Source organism: Labrys okinawensis (assembly GCF_047345005.1).
GTDB classification, from domain to species: Bacteria; Pseudomonadota; Alphaproteobacteria; order Rhizobiales; family Labraceae; genus Labrys; species Labrys okinawensis.
Genome location: NZ_CP178864.1, coordinates 3,746,580 through 3,761,592 on the forward strand (window position 1 = coordinate 3,746,580; position 15,013 = coordinate 3,761,592).

General features: G+C 63.2%; 14 protein-coding genes and 1 pseudogene. 14 read left to right on the forward strand and 1 reads right to left on the reverse strand.

What is annotated here, in order from left to right; translation table 11 throughout:
* The first annotated feature begins 109 nt into the window (after positions 1–109).
* The 13 genes and pseudogenes from ACMDCR_RS17595 to ACMDCR_RS17655 form a co-directional block, all read left to right on the forward strand.
* Complete coding sequence (locus ACMDCR_RS17595; protein ID WP_413987848.1) at positions 110–1,213, forward strand: DALR anticodon-binding domain-containing protein; 1,104 nt, start codon at positions 110–112, stop codon at positions 1,211–1,213.
* A gap of 64 nt (positions 1,214–1,277) precedes the next feature.
* Positions 1,278–3,089, forward strand: a complete 1,812-nt coding sequence (locus ACMDCR_RS17600) for an SPOR domain-containing protein (RefSeq protein ID WP_413987849.1) — start codon at positions 1,278–1,280, stop codon at positions 3,087–3,089.
* A 73-nt stretch (positions 3,090–3,162) separates the two neighbouring features.
* On the forward strand, positions 3,163–4,185 hold the full coding sequence (gene nagZ, locus ACMDCR_RS17605) for a beta-N-acetylhexosaminidase (RefSeq protein ID WP_413987850.1): 1,023 nt from the start codon (positions 3,163–3,165) through the stop codon (positions 4,183–4,185).
* The gene (locus ACMDCR_RS17610) at positions 4,186–4,974 is read left to right on the forward strand and encodes a segregation and condensation protein A (RefSeq protein ID WP_413987851.1); all 789 of its coding nucleotides are present in this window, start codon (positions 4,186–4,188) and stop codon (positions 4,972–4,974) included.
* Positions 4,958–5,680 carry an SMC-Scp complex subunit ScpB gene (gene scpB, locus ACMDCR_RS17615; RefSeq protein ID WP_413987852.1) on the forward strand — a complete coding sequence of 241 codons (723 nt, stop codon included), beginning with the start codon at positions 4,958–4,960 and terminating at the stop codon, positions 5,678–5,680. The genes ACMDCR_RS17610 and scpB overlap by 17 nt, the downstream gene beginning before the upstream one ends.
* Positions 5,681–5,803: 123 nt before the next feature.
* Complete coding sequence (locus ACMDCR_RS17620; protein ID WP_413987853.1) at positions 5,804–6,031, forward strand: twin-arginine translocase TatA/TatE family subunit; 228 nt, start codon at positions 5,804–5,806, stop codon at positions 6,029–6,031.
* An 82-nt stretch (positions 6,032–6,113) separates the two neighbouring features.
* A complete protein-coding gene (tatB, locus tag ACMDCR_RS17625; RefSeq protein ID WP_413987854.1) occupies positions 6,114–6,596 on the forward strand; it encodes a Sec-independent protein translocase protein TatB in 483 nt (160 codons plus the stop codon).
* A 12-nt stretch (positions 6,597–6,608) separates the two neighbouring features.
* Positions 6,609–7,403: a twin-arginine translocase subunit TatC gene (tatC, locus tag ACMDCR_RS17630; protein WP_413987855.1), complete on the forward strand. Its 795-nt coding sequence runs from the start codon at positions 6,609–6,611 to the stop codon at positions 7,401–7,403.
* A gap of 36 nt (positions 7,404–7,439) precedes the next feature.
* A complete protein-coding gene (gene serS, locus ACMDCR_RS17635; protein WP_413987856.1) occupies positions 7,440–8,723 on the forward strand; it encodes a serine--tRNA ligase in 1,284 nt (427 codons plus the stop codon).
* A 197-nt stretch (positions 8,724–8,920) separates the two neighbouring features.
* The gene (surE, locus tag ACMDCR_RS17640; protein ID WP_413987857.1) at positions 8,921–9,691 is read left to right on the forward strand and encodes a 5'/3'-nucleotidase SurE; all 771 of its coding nucleotides are present in this window, start codon (positions 8,921–8,923) and stop codon (positions 9,689–9,691) included.
* A complete protein-coding gene (locus ACMDCR_RS17645; RefSeq protein WP_413987858.1) occupies positions 9,688–10,362 on the forward strand; it encodes a protein-L-isoaspartate(D-aspartate) O-methyltransferase in 675 nt (224 codons plus the stop codon). The genes surE and ACMDCR_RS17645 overlap by 4 nt, the downstream gene beginning before the upstream one ends.
* 389 nt (positions 10,363–10,751) lie before the next feature.
* Entirely contained in the window at positions 10,752–12,590 is a 1,839-nt protein-coding gene (locus ACMDCR_RS17650) for a peptidoglycan DD-metalloendopeptidase family protein (RefSeq protein ID WP_413987859.1), read from the forward strand.
* 184 nt (positions 12,591–12,774) lie between these two features.
* Positions 12,775–13,046: pseudogene (locus tag ACMDCR_RS17655) on the forward strand (DDE-type integrase/transposase/recombinase); the annotation flags it as partial.
* A gap of 10 nt (positions 13,047–13,056) precedes the next feature.
* Here ACMDCR_RS17655 and ACMDCR_RS17660 read toward each other — a convergent pair.
* Positions 13,057–14,121, reverse strand: coding sequence for a tetratricopeptide repeat protein (locus ACMDCR_RS17660; RefSeq protein WP_413987860.1), 1,065 nt, complete (start codon positions 14,119–14,121; stop codon positions 13,057–13,059).
* 488 nt (positions 14,122–14,609) lie between these two features.
* Between ACMDCR_RS17660 and ACMDCR_RS17665 the strand changes: the two genes are divergently transcribed.
* A complete protein-coding gene (locus ACMDCR_RS17665) occupies positions 14,610–14,804 on the forward strand; it encodes a hypothetical protein (protein ID WP_413987861.1) in 195 nt (64 codons plus the stop codon).
* Positions 14,805–15,013 lie beyond the last annotated feature (209 nt).

Here is a 15,013-nt window from a genome sequence, read left to right on the forward strand (position 1 = left end):
GGATAGTCCTGGGAGCGAGGACGTCCTCGTTCGCCTCTTGGAAACGGGTCGCGTGGAGACCAGGGCAGAGCGGACGAGGACGTCCGCGCTCCCAGCATGCCCGCCTGCCATGGACTTTCTAGCCGATCTGGAAGGCCATCTGCGTGAGGCCGCTGCCGCGCTCCTCGCCGAGGGTGCGATCAGCGCCAAGCCCAAGGAGATCCGGGTTGAACAGTCCCGCGAGGATGGCCGTGGTGACTTCACCTCGGCGATCGCCCTAGCATCAGGCAACGAGACCGGATTGGAGAGGCGCCTGTTTGCCGAAGCGATGGCCGCGAAGCTGCGCGGCAATCTCGATTTCGCCGAGATCGACGTGGCCGGCCCGGGCTTCCTCAACCTTACCATTGCACCGCAGGCCTGGGGAACGATGCTGGCAACCATGCTCGCGGAGGATAGAAATTACGGCCGCGGCCAGTGGGGCGAGGGAAGGGAGGCCGACATCGGCTTCCTGTCTGTCGATGAAGCTGTGCCGCTCCGATCCGGTCATGCGCGTGGCGCGGTGATTGGTGACGCGCTTGCCAACATGCTGGATTTCAGGGGTTTCCGCGCCAGCCGATCCTATCGGTTGAACGGCGGAGGTGTCGTAACGGTCAGGCTGGAGCAGTCGGTGCGGCTCGATCGAGGGGGAAATACGTCCGAGGCCAATCCGTCTCTGGCAGAGCTGAAGTCTGCGATCGGAGAGGATGCCACGCGCCTTGGCATTCTCATGGAACAAAGTTCTGTCCCGGTCACGCTCGATGCAGCCCTCTTGACCGATCTCAGCCACGCCAACCCGATCTTCCATATGCAGTACGCCCATGCCCGCTGCTGCGCGATACGCCAGAAGGGCGATACGGCCCTTCCCGGTCTCACCGAGCCGGCGTCCTGGGACCCTCGCGCCTTCGCCGACGAGGGCGCCCGGTTGATTCTTCGCCTTCTCACCCTATATCCGAGGAAGATCGATCATGCAGCGCGCAGGGGCGAAGCTCATTGGCTCGCCCGATACCTGTACGATCTCGCTAGCGTATTGCATGCACAATATTATCGAAGCCTCACGGCGCCGCATTTACGCTTCATTAGGGTTGATGATCGATTGTTAATGGGCGCCCGCTTGGCATTGGTGCGCGGAGTCGAGGCGGTGCTTAAGTCTGGGCTCGCCTTGCTCGGCGCCTGTGCGCCGGACGAAATCCGCTGAACGAGATCGGTCATCCTGACCGCTGATCGCCTCAGCGATCGGCCAGCCTGGTCAGGAACGAGTCATGATTGAAACCGAGAACCGCCGCGTGTCCAGCAGCACCCGAGAAAATCAGGATGAGTGGCTCGCCGACCTTGCAAGAACGGCCAGCAATCGCATTTATGCTGAAAAGCGCGACGTAAACGCCTATGGTGCGGCCGGCGTTGAGCGGTCGCGGGAGGCGGACATGGCAGATCGCTACGACAAAAACAGCTATGGATCCCGCGACAATCACTACGGGACCACGGCAAAACCTGTCCCACCGTCGCAGGACGCCGATTATTACGACGACTATCACGACAACACTGCGACAAAGCAGGCCGCCCATTCCCATGAGGCCTATTCATACGAAGACGAGCAGGACGATCAAGGGCCGGAATGGACCTATGACGAGAAGCTCGACCTGTGGGTCGATCGCTACGGGAACCCCTATGTCGAGGCCTATGCCGAGGGCGAGGAAGATCGCTACGCGCCTGCCGAAGACGAATATCTCGCACCTCAGGCTGACGCCCTTCGGGCGCGGAGCCAGCGCAAATCCCGCGGCAGTGCCGTGAGCCTGGCCGCCCTGGTGCTCGTGGCGAGCATCGGTGGTGGTCTCGCCTATGCCTGGAAGAAGGGCGGCTTCATAGGCAGCGATCTCCCGGGGATCGGCAGTGCTCCCCCGGTGATCAAGGCCAGCACCGATCCGGTCAAGATCAAGCCGACGGAGACCGCGTCAGCCAATGACCAGCCGACGCGCGAAATTTTTGACCGCTCGACCCCAACGCCCCCGGCCAACGAACGCCTGGTGCGCCATGAAGAACAGCCCATGGCCGTCGTCCCGGTGCGCACGGAGGGCGGTGCACCGGCTGGCGGCAACGCCACGCCGGACGCCACTCGTCCGGTGACGACCAGCAATATCACTCTGCCGCCGAGCGATGCTACGGCGACTTCCGACCAGACGGCCGCGGCCGGCAATCTGGGGAGTATCGGGCCGAGCGATCAGTCCGGCGAGCCGCGCCAGGTCCGAACCGTCAAGGTCATGCCTGACAATTCGGTCGTGACGGGCGAGGCGCCGATCACGAGTGCGCCTCCCGCGCCGTCCATCGATGTCGCCAACGCCACGCCCGACACCGCGACGATCGGTAATGCGTCAACCCAGGTCCCCCCTTCCCAGAACGGCCCGACCGCGACGAGCGGGGATGTTCCAGCTCAGGTCTCTCCCTCCCAGAACAGTTCGGTCACGACGCCACAACCGGCTGCAACACCGCCTGTGACGCCGCCGCCTGTGACGACGAGCCAGCCGGCCCTGGACGCCGATCCCTCGGTTCCCCCGGCTCAATCCACGGCCATCACCCCGGTGACGACCACGCCGGTGAACACCCTTCCGGCCGTCCCGAGCGCTGCCTTGCCACCAGTTTCTCCGACCACCAATGACGATGCGAGCGCCACCACGGTGGCGGAGCCGGCGCCGCAGGCCAGCAGACCGCCGGCAATACCGCCGGTGCGCCCGCGCAATATTCCCGCGGCGACCCCGCGCAATATTCCCACGCCGACGCAGCAGGTCGCGTCGGCCGAGCCTGTGACTGCTCCTGTCGCCGCCGGTGGTGCCGGGTATGTCGTGCAGGTCTCGTCGCAGAAGTCCCCGGCCGAGGCCCAGGCTGCCTTCCAGGCGCTGCAGCGCAAATATGCTGCGGTTCTCGGCAGCATGAAGCCCTCTATTCGCAAGGTCGATCTGCCCGACCGTGGCACCTACTATCGCGTCCGCGTCGGCTCATGGGACTCCAGCAACGAGGCGGGTGCTTTCTGCGCCAAGCTCAAGGCCGCGGGTGGCGACTGCGTGATCTCCCGCAACTGAGAATTTCAGCGGCAAGGGCCCGGCTTCGGCCGGGCCTTTTCTGCTTCTGAGTTTCCGACAAGAAGAGAGTTCGATGCCCCAATCAGCGCTGATCCTGGGATGCTCCGGCCTGTCGCTTACCCCGGATGAGAAGGCGTTCTATCGCGACGTCGATCCGTGGGGTTTCATCCTCTTCCGTCGCAATGTCGGCAATCCTGCCCAGGTGAAGGCCTTGACGGCGGAACTCCGCGAGGCCGTAGGTCGCGATGCACCGGTATCTGTGGACCAGGAGGGTGGGCGCGTGCAGCGCTTGACGGCTCCGAACTGGCCGAAATATCCGGCCGCGCGCCGCTATGGCCAAATCCATGCCAATGACCCGACCACGCGCCGCGAGATCACGCGCCTTGCTGCCCGGCTGATCGCCCACGACCTCCTGCAGGTCGGCATCAATGTCGACTGCCTGCCCGTACTCGATATTCCCGTGCCCGGTGCGCATGACGTAATTGGCGACCGTGCCTATGGCCTCGACGCCACCACGGTGGGCACGCTTGGCCGGGCCGCCGCCGAGGGCCTGATCGCTGGCGGCGTCATGCCGGTGATGAAGCACATCCCCGGGCACGGCAAGGCCGGCGTCGACAGCCATCTCTCGCTGCCAGTGGTCGAATCAACGCGTGCCGAACTCGAATCACACGACTTCCTGCCCTTCAGAATGCTGACCGACATGCCCGCCGCGATGACTGCGCATGTCGTTTATACAGATTTAGACCCGTCATCCCCAGCTACGACGTCCAGAAAGGTGATCAGAAATGTGATCCGGGGGACGATCGGGTATGATGGGCTCCTGATGAGTGACGATCTTTCCATGCAGGCGCTGGCCGGGACTTTGGGCCAACGCGCCGCCAATGCCTTCGCCGGCGGATGCGACATCGGCCTGCATTGCAACGGCGTTATGGAGGAAATGATCGGCGTCGCCGGGGCCGCGCCACGGCTCGCCGGGAAGGCACGGCGCCGTGCGGACAACGCCCTGGCGCGCATTCGCCACCTGCCGGAGCCTGTGGATGTCACGGAAGCGCGCGAGCGGCTGGCTGCAGCCCTGGCCACGGAGACGGTAGCCTGAATGCGTGACCCCTTCGACGATATAGTGCGGGAGGACAGGGCTCTGAGCGACCCGACCCTGGTCGTCGACGTCGACGGCTTCGAAGGTCCGCTCGATCTCCTGCTCGAACTTGCCCGTCGGCAGAAGGTCGATCTCGCCCGCATCTCGATCCTGGCGCTCGCCGAACAATATCTCGCCTTCGTCGAGGAGGCGCGCAAGTTGCGGCTGGAGCTTGCCGCCGACTATCTGGTGATGGCCGCGTGGCTTGCCTATCTCAAGTCGCGCCTTCTGCTGCCGGAGCCGCCGAAGGGCGAGGAGCCGCCGGCGGCAGACCTCGCGGCGGCGCTGGCTTTCCGCCTGCAACGGCTCGACGCCATGCGCGCCGCCGCGGCGCAACTGCAGGAGCGGGCGCTGCTCGGGCGCGACGTGTTCGCGCGCGGCATGCCCGAGGGCGTGCGATCGCAGAACCATGGGCGTTTCGAGGCGACGTTGCACGATCTCCTCTCTGCCTATGCCCAGCAGCGCCAGCGCGCCATGGTCGGCCAGGTGCGCCTGCCGCAGCGCAATGTCTGGACCCTGGCGGAGGCACGCGAGCTGCTCGAGAAGCTGATCGGCCCCGGCACGACCTGGCTGAGCCTCGATGAATATCTGTTTGACTACCTGGCCGAGCCCGCGACGCGGGCCACCGTGCGGGCCTCCAGCTTCTCGGCGAGCCTTGAGCTCGTGAAGGAAGGCAAGCTGGACCTGCGTCAGGCAACGCCTTTCGCGCCGATCTATCTGCGCCCGCGCGAAGATGCCGCTACAGGCTGAGGAGGATGTGACTTTGGCCGAAATCGCGACATTCCCGCAGGAAACCGAAGCCCAGGATGACCTGCGCCACCATGTGAGACTGCTCGAAGCCCTGCTGTTCGCAGCACATGAGCCGCTCGACGAGGCCACTCTCTCCGCGCGCTTGCCGGTGGGAGCCGATGTTCCCGCGGCGATCGAAGCGCTGCAGGCCGACTATGCCACGCGCGGGGTCAACCTCATCCGCCTCGGCGGGCGCTGGGCTTTCCGCACCGCCGATGATCTCGCCTGGCTCCTGTCGCGCGACGCCTATGAGACGCGCAAATTGTCGCGCGCAGCGATGGAGACGCTGGCGATCATCGCTTATCACCAGCCGGTCACTCGCGCCGAGATCGAGGATATCCGCAGCGTCTCCATCTCGAAGGGCACGCTCGACGTGCTGATTGAGACGGGCTGGGTGCGCCTTCGCGGCCGTCGCCGGTCACCGGGCCGTCCCGTCACCTATGGCACGACTCCGGCCTTCCTCGACCATTTCGGCCTCGATGGCGTTGGCGATCTGCCCGGTCTCGATGAGTTGAAGGGCGCGGGACTGCTCGATGGCCGTCTGCCTCCTGGCTTCAGCGTTCCCACTCCCAATGACGACAGCGCCCTCACGCAGGATGAGGATCCGCTCGACCCGGCGGATCTTTCTTTCGCCTTCCCGGAACCCGAGCCGGAACATGAAGGTTGAGCAAGAAAAGGCGTTACGCCTTGTTTTTGGGATGAAGGACGCCTAGATTCACCAGAGTCATCGGGTCGCGAGCGGCGCCGTTGTAATTCAGTTTCAACCGGCTTTGCCGCGTAGGAGGTTGTGATGGGTAGCATGAGCTTGATCCATTGGCTGATCTTGGCTGCTGTTGTCCTGCTTGTGTTCGGTGGTCGCGGCAAGATCTCCGACATCATGGGCGACGTGGCCAAGGGCATCAAATCCTTCAAGAAGGGTATGTCCGACGATGACGCGGCTCCCGCGCAGACTGTGAAGACGATCGATAGCCAGCCCGGCGTGACTGTAAGTTCCACCGAGCAGAGCAAGGTCGGCTGAGCCGGGAGCTTGCTGCAGGCGGGACAGATGTCAGCTCCGCGCCCCGGTGCGGGGCGTTTCCTTTTGCCGGACCGAACGCTGCATGTTTGATATCAGCTGGAGCCATATCCTGATCGTCGCCACCATTGCCGTGGTGGTCATTGGCCCCAAGGAACTGCCTGCCACCATGCGTTCGATCGGCCGGGGCGTGAACAAGCTGCGCCGCATGGCGGGCGAGTTCCAGGGGCAGTTCAACCAGGCGCTCAAGGAAGCCAATCTGGAAGATGTGAAGAAGGAGTTCGACACGTTGCGCCAGTCCGCAGCGGCGATCTCCAGTGTCTCGAGCCCGGCGGGCCTTGCGCGCAACGCTCTTTCAGGTTCGATCTTCAAGGAGGACCCATTGCTTGATGCGCCGGTGAGTAGCTCGGCCCTGGCCACACCCGCCACCAGCATTGCGCCGATCGCCGAGTCTAAGACCGCGCCGGAGCATTCGATCGCAGCGCCCAGGCCGGCGTCGCTGGTCGCGGGCCTTGCCGGTGTCGAGATTCCGTCGGCCTTTGCCCCTCTCGCCGTGTTCAAGTCCTAAGATGTGCAGCCGATGACGACCGAAGACGATATCGACGCCTCAAAGGCGCCGCTTCTCGACCACCTGCTGGAGTTGCGCTCCCGGCTGATGAGTTCGGGCATCGCCTTCATCGTGCTGTTCGTCCTGGCCTTTACCGTTTCCCGCTATATCTACAATTTCCTGCTGTGGCCCTATGAGTGGGCGGCTTCGACCTTTCCGGCCGGGCAGGTGAAGCTGATCTACACCGAGCCGCTTGGCTTCCTGTTCACCCAGATCCGGGTGGCCTTCTTCACGGCCGCCTTTGTCGGCTTCCCTTTCTTCGCCATTCAGATCTATCGCTTCGTGGCGCCGGGCCTTTATCGGCACGAGCGCAATGCCTTCCTGCCTTATCTGATCGCCACGCCGTGCTTCTTCTTTCTGGGCGGCGTGCTGGTCTTCTTCGTTGCCATGCCGGCAGTGATGCATTTCGCCCTGGGCATGCAGCAGCTTGGCGGCAGCGGCATTGCCACCATCGAATTGCTGGCCACGGTCGACGGCTACCTGTCGCTGGTAATGAATCTGATCTTCGCCTTCGGAATCGTCTTCCAGCTCCCGGTCGTTCTGACCTTGCTCGGCCGCATGGGTGTGGTCGATTCGCAATTCCTGAAGAGCAAGCGGCGCTATGCCATCGTGATCGTCTTCGCCGTTGCCGCGGTCCTGGCACCACCCGATCCCTGGAGCATGATCGCGCTTGCCGTGCCCGGCGTGCTCCTTTACGAACTCTCGATCTTTGCTGTCCGGTGGGTCGAGAAGAAGCGCGCGGAAGATGAGGCGCAATCTTCGGAATAGCCGGGCCGTCCCGCTGGCTGTTCTGGAGTTGGTTTCATGTTTGACGTGAGGTGGATCCGCGAGAATCCGGGTCTCTTCGATGAGGGCCGCGCTCGCCGGGGGCTCGAGCCGCTTTCGGACACCATACTCGAACTGGACGACAATCGCCGTGCCCTGGTCGCCAGGCTCCAGGCCTCGCAGGAGCGCCGCAACGCGGCGTCCAAGGAAATCGGCCACGCCATGCAGCAGAAGAATGCCGCCTTGGCCGACACCCTGAAGGCCGAGGTCAATGCGCTCAAGGCCTCGATGCCGGCTGACGAGGAGGCGCTTCGCGCAGCGGACAAGGCGCTGTTCGACCAGCTTTCTTCGATCCCCAACCAGCCCCTGGACGATGTCCCCACTGGCCTGGACGAACATGGCAACGTCGAGCGCCATCGCCATGGCGTCGCTCCTGCCTACACGTTCGCGCCCAAGGAGCATTACGAGCTCGGTGAGGCCCTCGGCCAGATGGATTTCGAGACTGCGGCCAAGCTCTCCGGCGCGCGTTTCGTGGTGCTGAAGAAGGGACTGGCAAAGCTAGAGCGGGCGTTGGGTCAGTATTTCCTCAACACCCACACCAGCGAACATGGCTATACCGAGGTCAACCCGCCGCTGCTGGTACGCGATGAGGTCCTTTTCGGTACCAACCAGCTGCCGAAATTCGCCGACGACCAGTTCCGCGTCCAGCCCGGCGATCTGTGGCTGATCGCCACGGCGGAGATCTCGCTCACCAATCTGGTGCGCGAGGCGATAACACCGGAGGAGGAGCTGCCGCTGCGCCTGACCGCGCTCACGCACTGCTTCCGTGCCGAGGCCGGTTCAGCCGGGCGCGATACCCGCGGCATGATCCGCCAGCACCAGTTCCAGAAGGTCGAGCTCGTCTCCATCACCACGCCCGAGCAGAGCCGCGAAGAGCACGAGCGCATGCTTGCTTGTGCCGAGGCGGTGCTGAAGGGACTGGACCTGCACTACCGCGTGATGACCTTGTGCACGGGCGACATGGGCTTCGGCGCCCAGAAGACCTATGACCTCGAGGTCTGGCTGCCGGGGCAGGGCCAGTATCGCGAGATCTCATCCTGCTCGATCTGCGGCGATTTCCAGGCGCGGCGTATGAATGCTCGTACGCGGCCGAAATCCGGCGGCACGCCACGCTTTGTCCATACCCTCAACGGTTCGGGCGTGGCCGTGGGCCGGGCCCTCGTCGCTGTGCTCGAGAACTACCAGAACGAGGATGGCTCGATTGCCGTTCCCGATGTGCTGGTGCCTTATATGGGCGGCCAGCGGCGCATCGAGAGGGACTGAGCCGGAGTCCGGCTGGCAACGGATAGGGCTCGCTGCCAGACTTGAAGTCTTCTTGCCGAAAAGCGGAGAAGGGCCTCGACGCGGGGCAGGCCGCAGCGCCCCGCGGTAATTCACCACAAAATCGGGAAAGGCCTCGTCTGTGCCACTTTCCTTGTGGCACACTCTCGCTCGACTCAGGGAGCGGGACGGGCAGGCGGATGCGAATTCTCATCACGAATGACGATGGCATCCATGCCCCCGGCCTGGTGACGCTGGAGAAGATTGCCCGGGCCCTTTCGGACGACGTCATCGTGATCGCGCCGGAGACGGACCAGTCCGGCGTCTCTCATTCGCTGTCACTCTCGACACCCCTGCGCCTGCGCCGCATCAACGAAGGGCGCTATGCCGTTAGCGGAACCCCGACCGACTGCGTGCTTATGGGCGTGCAGCATGTGCTGAAGGGGAGGGGGCCGGACCTGATCCTTTCGGGCGTCAATCGTGGCCAGAACGTCGCCGACGATGTCAGCTATTCCGGCACCATTGCCGGCGCCATGGAAGGCACGGTGCTCGGTATTCCCTCCATCGCCCTTAGCCAGGCCTATGGAATCGGTGGCCCCGAGGGCCTGCGCTGGCACTGTGCCGAACATCACGGCCCCGCCATCGTCCGTCGCCTGTTGGCGCACGGCTTCACCAAGGGCACGCTGTTCAACGTCAACTTTCCCGACTGCGAGCCACAGGAGGTCGCCGGCATTTCCGTGACCACGCAGGGCCAGCGCAATGCCGCCCTCGTCGATGTCGTGGAGAGGCAAGATTTCCGCGGTGGCCCGTATTATTGGCTTGCTCCGCGCCGCGAGACGCCGCCCAGGATCGAGGGTACGGATCTGTGGGCGATGTTCCAGAAGCGCATCTCGGTGACGCCGCTTCACCTCAACCTGACGGATGTCGCCGCCTTGCAACGCCTTTCGGATGTTTTCGACCCGGTCTCATGAGCGATTATCACTCCTTCCTGGACCCTAATGACGAGCATGCCCAGGAGATGATGGCCTTCATCTTGCGCCTGCGCTCGCATGGGCTGACGGACCAGAAGGTGCTGAACGCGGTCTCCACACTGCCGCGCCCCGTTTTCGTGCTGCCCGAATATGCCGACTACGCCTGGCGTGATCTCGCGCTGCCGATCCAGTGCGGGCAGACCATCACCCCGCCGGTGCTGGCGGCAACGATCGCCGAGCGGCTGGACGTCGAGCCACTGCACCGTGTGCTCGAGATCGGCACGGGCTCCGGCTACCTTACGGCCGTGCTCGGGCGCCTTGCCAAGCGCGTCCTCACCTTGGATCGCTGGCGCACCCTGGTCACCGAAGCTGAGGAAAGATTGCGTGCGGTGACCATCCTCAACGTCACCATGATGGTCGCCGACGGGAGCCTCGGCTGGCGCCAGCAGGCTCCCTTCGACCGCATCGTGACCACGGCCTCGATGCCGGAAGTTTCGGACGAACTGCTCGACCAATTGGCGCTGGGCGGACGCATGATCGCGCCTATCGGCCCTCATAAGGGCGAGCAGCGCCTCACCTTGATCACGCGCGACGCTGATGGTTTCCACCATATGCCCCTAATGGAGATTCGCGCGACCGGCATGCTGCCTGGCGTCGCGGACAGGCTCTGACGGGTGGATCGACACGGCGCCCGCCTGAGTCGCGCCGCCGGCGATCTTCTTTCCCGTTGGGCGAGTCGGGCAGGCCATTTCGCAGGATGATCGGCTCCCGCCACGGAATCGGCGGCGAAATCTTGACGGAGCGCTGTCGCAACTTCCGGCCTTAAGCATGTCAGCGACCGTTGCCGGTTTCGCTCCAGCGGCTATCGAAGCTTGATATAATTGCGCCGGATCAATGTGTTATATGTGACTGTGGCATGAGGGCCGCGAGGGCGGACGGAGCAATTGCAGCGCCTGAAATGTAAAACTTTGGCGTAATTGCGTCCGGCCCTTAAGGCGTTGTTTACCCCAATAGAGGCTTAATCACCCTGTCCTTTTTCAAGCGTGGGTGTGAGCGTCCTATGCGTTTCCCGATCGAATTGATCCGTTCGCGCCACTTGTCGCGCGTTGCCGTCATCGCCCTGGTGGCCGGCCTCGCAGCAAGCTGCAGCGACAACTCGCGGTTCTCCTCGAACCCGTTCTCCAATCCCTTCACTGACGGGACCGTCGGCGGCAGCCAAGTCGCCTACGCGCAGCCGCAACGTCAGCCGGCCTATCGGCAAGCGCCAGTCAACGATGGCTCCGACTACAGCGTCAACACGGTGCCGGCGTCGCGTCCGATCGCGGCGCAGCCGCTGCCGCCTGTCGGGTCGGTCGCCCAGGGCAGCGCGCCTCCGGCGCGGTATGGCGGAAACCGCGGCGAGCGGCCGATCGTCACCGGCGCCATCTCTACGCCGGCGCCGCAGATCGGCGGCTTCAAGGCTGGTGGCTGGACCGCGACGGGTGGAACACCGGTGACCGCTGCTGCCGGTGAGAATGTCAACACGCTCTCCAACCGCTACGGCGTGCCTTCGGATGCGATCATGAAGGTGAACAGCCTGACCAGCCGCAATCTGTCGCCAGGACAGCAGGTGATCATTCCGGTCTATAACGCCGCCGAGCGCACCCAGGATGCAGGCGACACGCATTTCGTCAGCACGGATCAGCCTTATCCCGGCGATACGGGCGGGGCGCGCGGCAGCGTCGGCGAGGCCAAGATCCGCCCGGTGGCGACCAGGCCCGCGGCAACCGTCGCGGTCGCCCAGAGCAGCGTCCATATCGTCAAGCCCGGCGAGACCTTGACTTCGATCGCACAGGCCTACGGAACGACCCGCCCGAAGCTTGCCAAGGAAAATGGTCTGGACGAGTGGGCCACGGTCAAGATTGGCCAGAAGCTGAACGTGCACGGCACCATGCGCTCCGCGCCGCCGGCTCAGTCCGCGGCATCTTCGGATCCTGTCACCGCGGAGCTTGCGGATAACCGTCCGCCGCGTGACGTCCCGGTTCCGACCCGCATCACCACCGCACGGCCAATCGCGGTTGCTCCGAAACCCGTAGCGGCGCCCAAGCCCGTGCAGGCCGCCAAGGCTCAGCTCGCCCCCGTGAAGGCAGCCAGGCCGCCTGTAAAGACGGTAGCTGCGGCCGAGGTTCACGACCGGCCGGTCAAGACCGCTGCGGTGAAGCCGGTGCAGACGGCCACCGTCAAGCCAGTGACGACCAAGCCAGTTGTGCAGGTAGCCAAGGCCCCGACCACCGAGGTCAAGACCAAGCCTGTGCAGGTGGCCGACGCAGCCAAGGCCAGCAAGCTGAAGGTGGAGAAGACAACGAAGCTGGCAGCGGCCAAGCCGAAGACTCAACTTGCCAAGGCACCGCAGGTTGCACAGGCTCCGTCCATGAAGCTGCCTGACGACCAGCAGGCACCGACCTCCACAGGCACGATAACGCCCGCCGGAGGCAATCCGTCGGCCTCCGCTCCTGTCGAGCCGGCCAAGGACGCCAATGCCAGCCAGTCCGGCAACCCCGAGTTCCGCTGGCCGGTGAAGGGCCGCATCATCCAAAGCTTCGGCCAGAACAGCGACGGCATCAACATCTCGGTGCCCGAGGGAACGGAAGTGAAGGCGGCTGAGGATGGCGTGGTGGCCTATGCCGGCAGCGAGCTGAAGGGCTATGGCAACCTGATCCTGATCCGGCATGCCAATGGCTACGTCACGGCCTACGGCCACGCCAAGGATCTGGATGTCAAGAAGGGCGATACCGTCAAGCGTGGTCAGACCATCGCTACCGCGGGCCAGACGGGCAACGTGACCTCACCCCAGGTGCTCTTCGAAGTCCGCAAGGGCGCTGCGCCGGTCGATCCGACGAAATATCTTTCCGGTTCCTGATTGCTTCAACGAATCTGCTTCTCCGCGAGACCCCGAAGCAGCTTGAGTGGCCCGACAGCGATGTTGGGCCACTTCCTATTTGTCTGAGATTGATGGCAGCCAGCCAAACCGGAAGGCGATCGTTTCCTGCGATGTGGAAAACCGTCGCCAAACTAGACCCCGCCGGGCTCTCAAGCCGGCTTGCGTTCGCAACCGCCAATACCTGAACAATCGGATTGAGCAGGATCACCGTCGGATCAAACGGCGCATCCGGCTACGCTCGGTTTCAACTCACTTCCATCGGCGAGCGCCACCTTGGCCGACATCGAGAGGGTTCACATGATGCGCATGCTGGAGGGCCGTTTCGTCCACAACCCCGCTTCGACGCTCGAGGAGCAGTTCGAGGCTATCAGTGCCAGAAGTGCGTCCAGAACAAGGTGCTTTCTATCCGAAAATAGAGTTCGCGGCACAACCTGACGCTGTCCCTTCATTTCGCATTTTTGGTGCGGAGCAGGCGAAGCGCTTCCAGATTTTCCGCCGCCGTGTCGAAATTCGGATTGATGCGCAATGCCTCCCGGTAATCCGCCATGGCGCGATCGACGTCGCCCTTGCCGCGCCAGGCGGCGCCGCGGTTGTTCCAGGCGTCGGGGTCGGTCGGATCGATCCTGATCGCCTTGCTGTAGTCGGCGATTGCGCGATCGAGATCACCCTTGGACTGCCACGCGTTGCCTCGATTGGTCAGGAATTTCGCTTGAGGCGCGATACGGATCGCCTGGGTGAAATCGATGATCGCGCGGTCGTACTCGCCGTTCTTCGCATAGGACAGACCACGATTGTCGAAATATTCGGGCACATTGGAATCGAGTTTGATCGCCTCGCTGTCGTCGGCGATCGCCTTGTCGATCTTGCCGAGTTTCTCATAAGCAGCTGCGCGATTGGAATAGGCGTGGCCGTCGCGTGGATCGATCTGGATCGCTTCGTCGTAATCCTTTATCGCGCGCTCATAGTCTTTCTTGAAATAGAAGGCGGCACCGCGATCGCGCAACGCCGTGCTGAATTGTGGATCGAGCTGCAGCGCCTGGTTGTAGTCCTCGATGGCGCGATCGTATTCGCCCCTGTCGTTGAGCACATTGCCTCTGATTTCGTAGGCCGTTGCATCCTTTGGATCGAGCCGCAAGGCTTCCGTCGCGTCGGCAAGCGCACGGTCGAGCTTTCCGCCCGAGCGAAATGCATTGGCGCGTTCGCGAAAGGCTCGGCTGTTGTTCGGGTCGAGCGCGACCGCGCGATCGAAGTCGGCGTAAGCTTGCTTCATCTTGTCGATAGTCCAGTAGGCCGAACCGCGATTGATCAACGCGGCCGCGAGGTCTTTCGGGGCGTTCCTCGCGGCCTTGATCAAAGCGTCGCACGCGCCGATGCGCTGCTCCGGCGTGACGGGACTTTCGTCTGTCGCCGCGCAGATGTCCTCATTGGCGTTGCGTTGCGCCACGGCCGCCGAGGAGACGAACGTCGCGAGCAGACAGGCGGCGACAAGAGACGGAATGGTTTGGCGCATGGAGAGCCCTCACATTGCTACGACAGTGGCGATCCGCCCGTTTACGTTCGGCAGGTCGGACGCGCGAATGAACAGAACCACAATCCACTGAAAACTCTCAATTTTCTCGTGTTAGACACTCGGAGGTCCGGTGTTACATGTCCAGCATGATATTGATGGCCGGTGTGTCCCTGGTCCCATGCGAAAACGTTAAGACTCATATCAGGCCTCGCGATCCGCTCTTTCACTGCGATTTCGTTTCAGCGACGCGAAGACCCTACCCAAGCAAGGGATAGTACGTTGTGTTAAGCCGCACACAAAGTCGATTGGGCGCCGCTCCTAGTGGATCCGGCCATATCCATCGCGTGCTCGAAGCAAGTTAAGGCGTCGATACGGTTTGCCGCACTTGAAGGATTTCGGTCGTGGAAGGAGCGAACGTAGCGAGCGGCTTGAGGCCGCTGGCCCGCATGGTCATTGGCAGGCACAAACCTTTATCGCGGCCCTGCGCCATGACAGGGTGGGCCCCCTGGGTCCCGGATGACCCGATCAATGGCACCAGTTTCCAGGCCTATGTCGAAGTCGAACCGGTACTGACACTGAAGCCGGGCGACGTCGTCGTCATGGACAATCTCGGCTCTCATAAAGGCAAGGCGGTGCATCAGGCCAACCGCAAGGTAGGAGCAAAGCTGCTCTTCCTGCTCTAATATTCCCCCGACATCAACCCGATTGAAGAATTTCTCTCGAAGATCAAACACTAGCTACATGAGGCAAAGACGCGCTCTCTCGGCGAGATCATCACTGCCATCATGCACGTCCTGCAAGCGATTACCCCTCTGGATGTGCCAATTTCTTTGAAAACTTGGCTACGACCCGACTTAATTACATAAAACTCTAACGCTTTATTCTGGCGCAT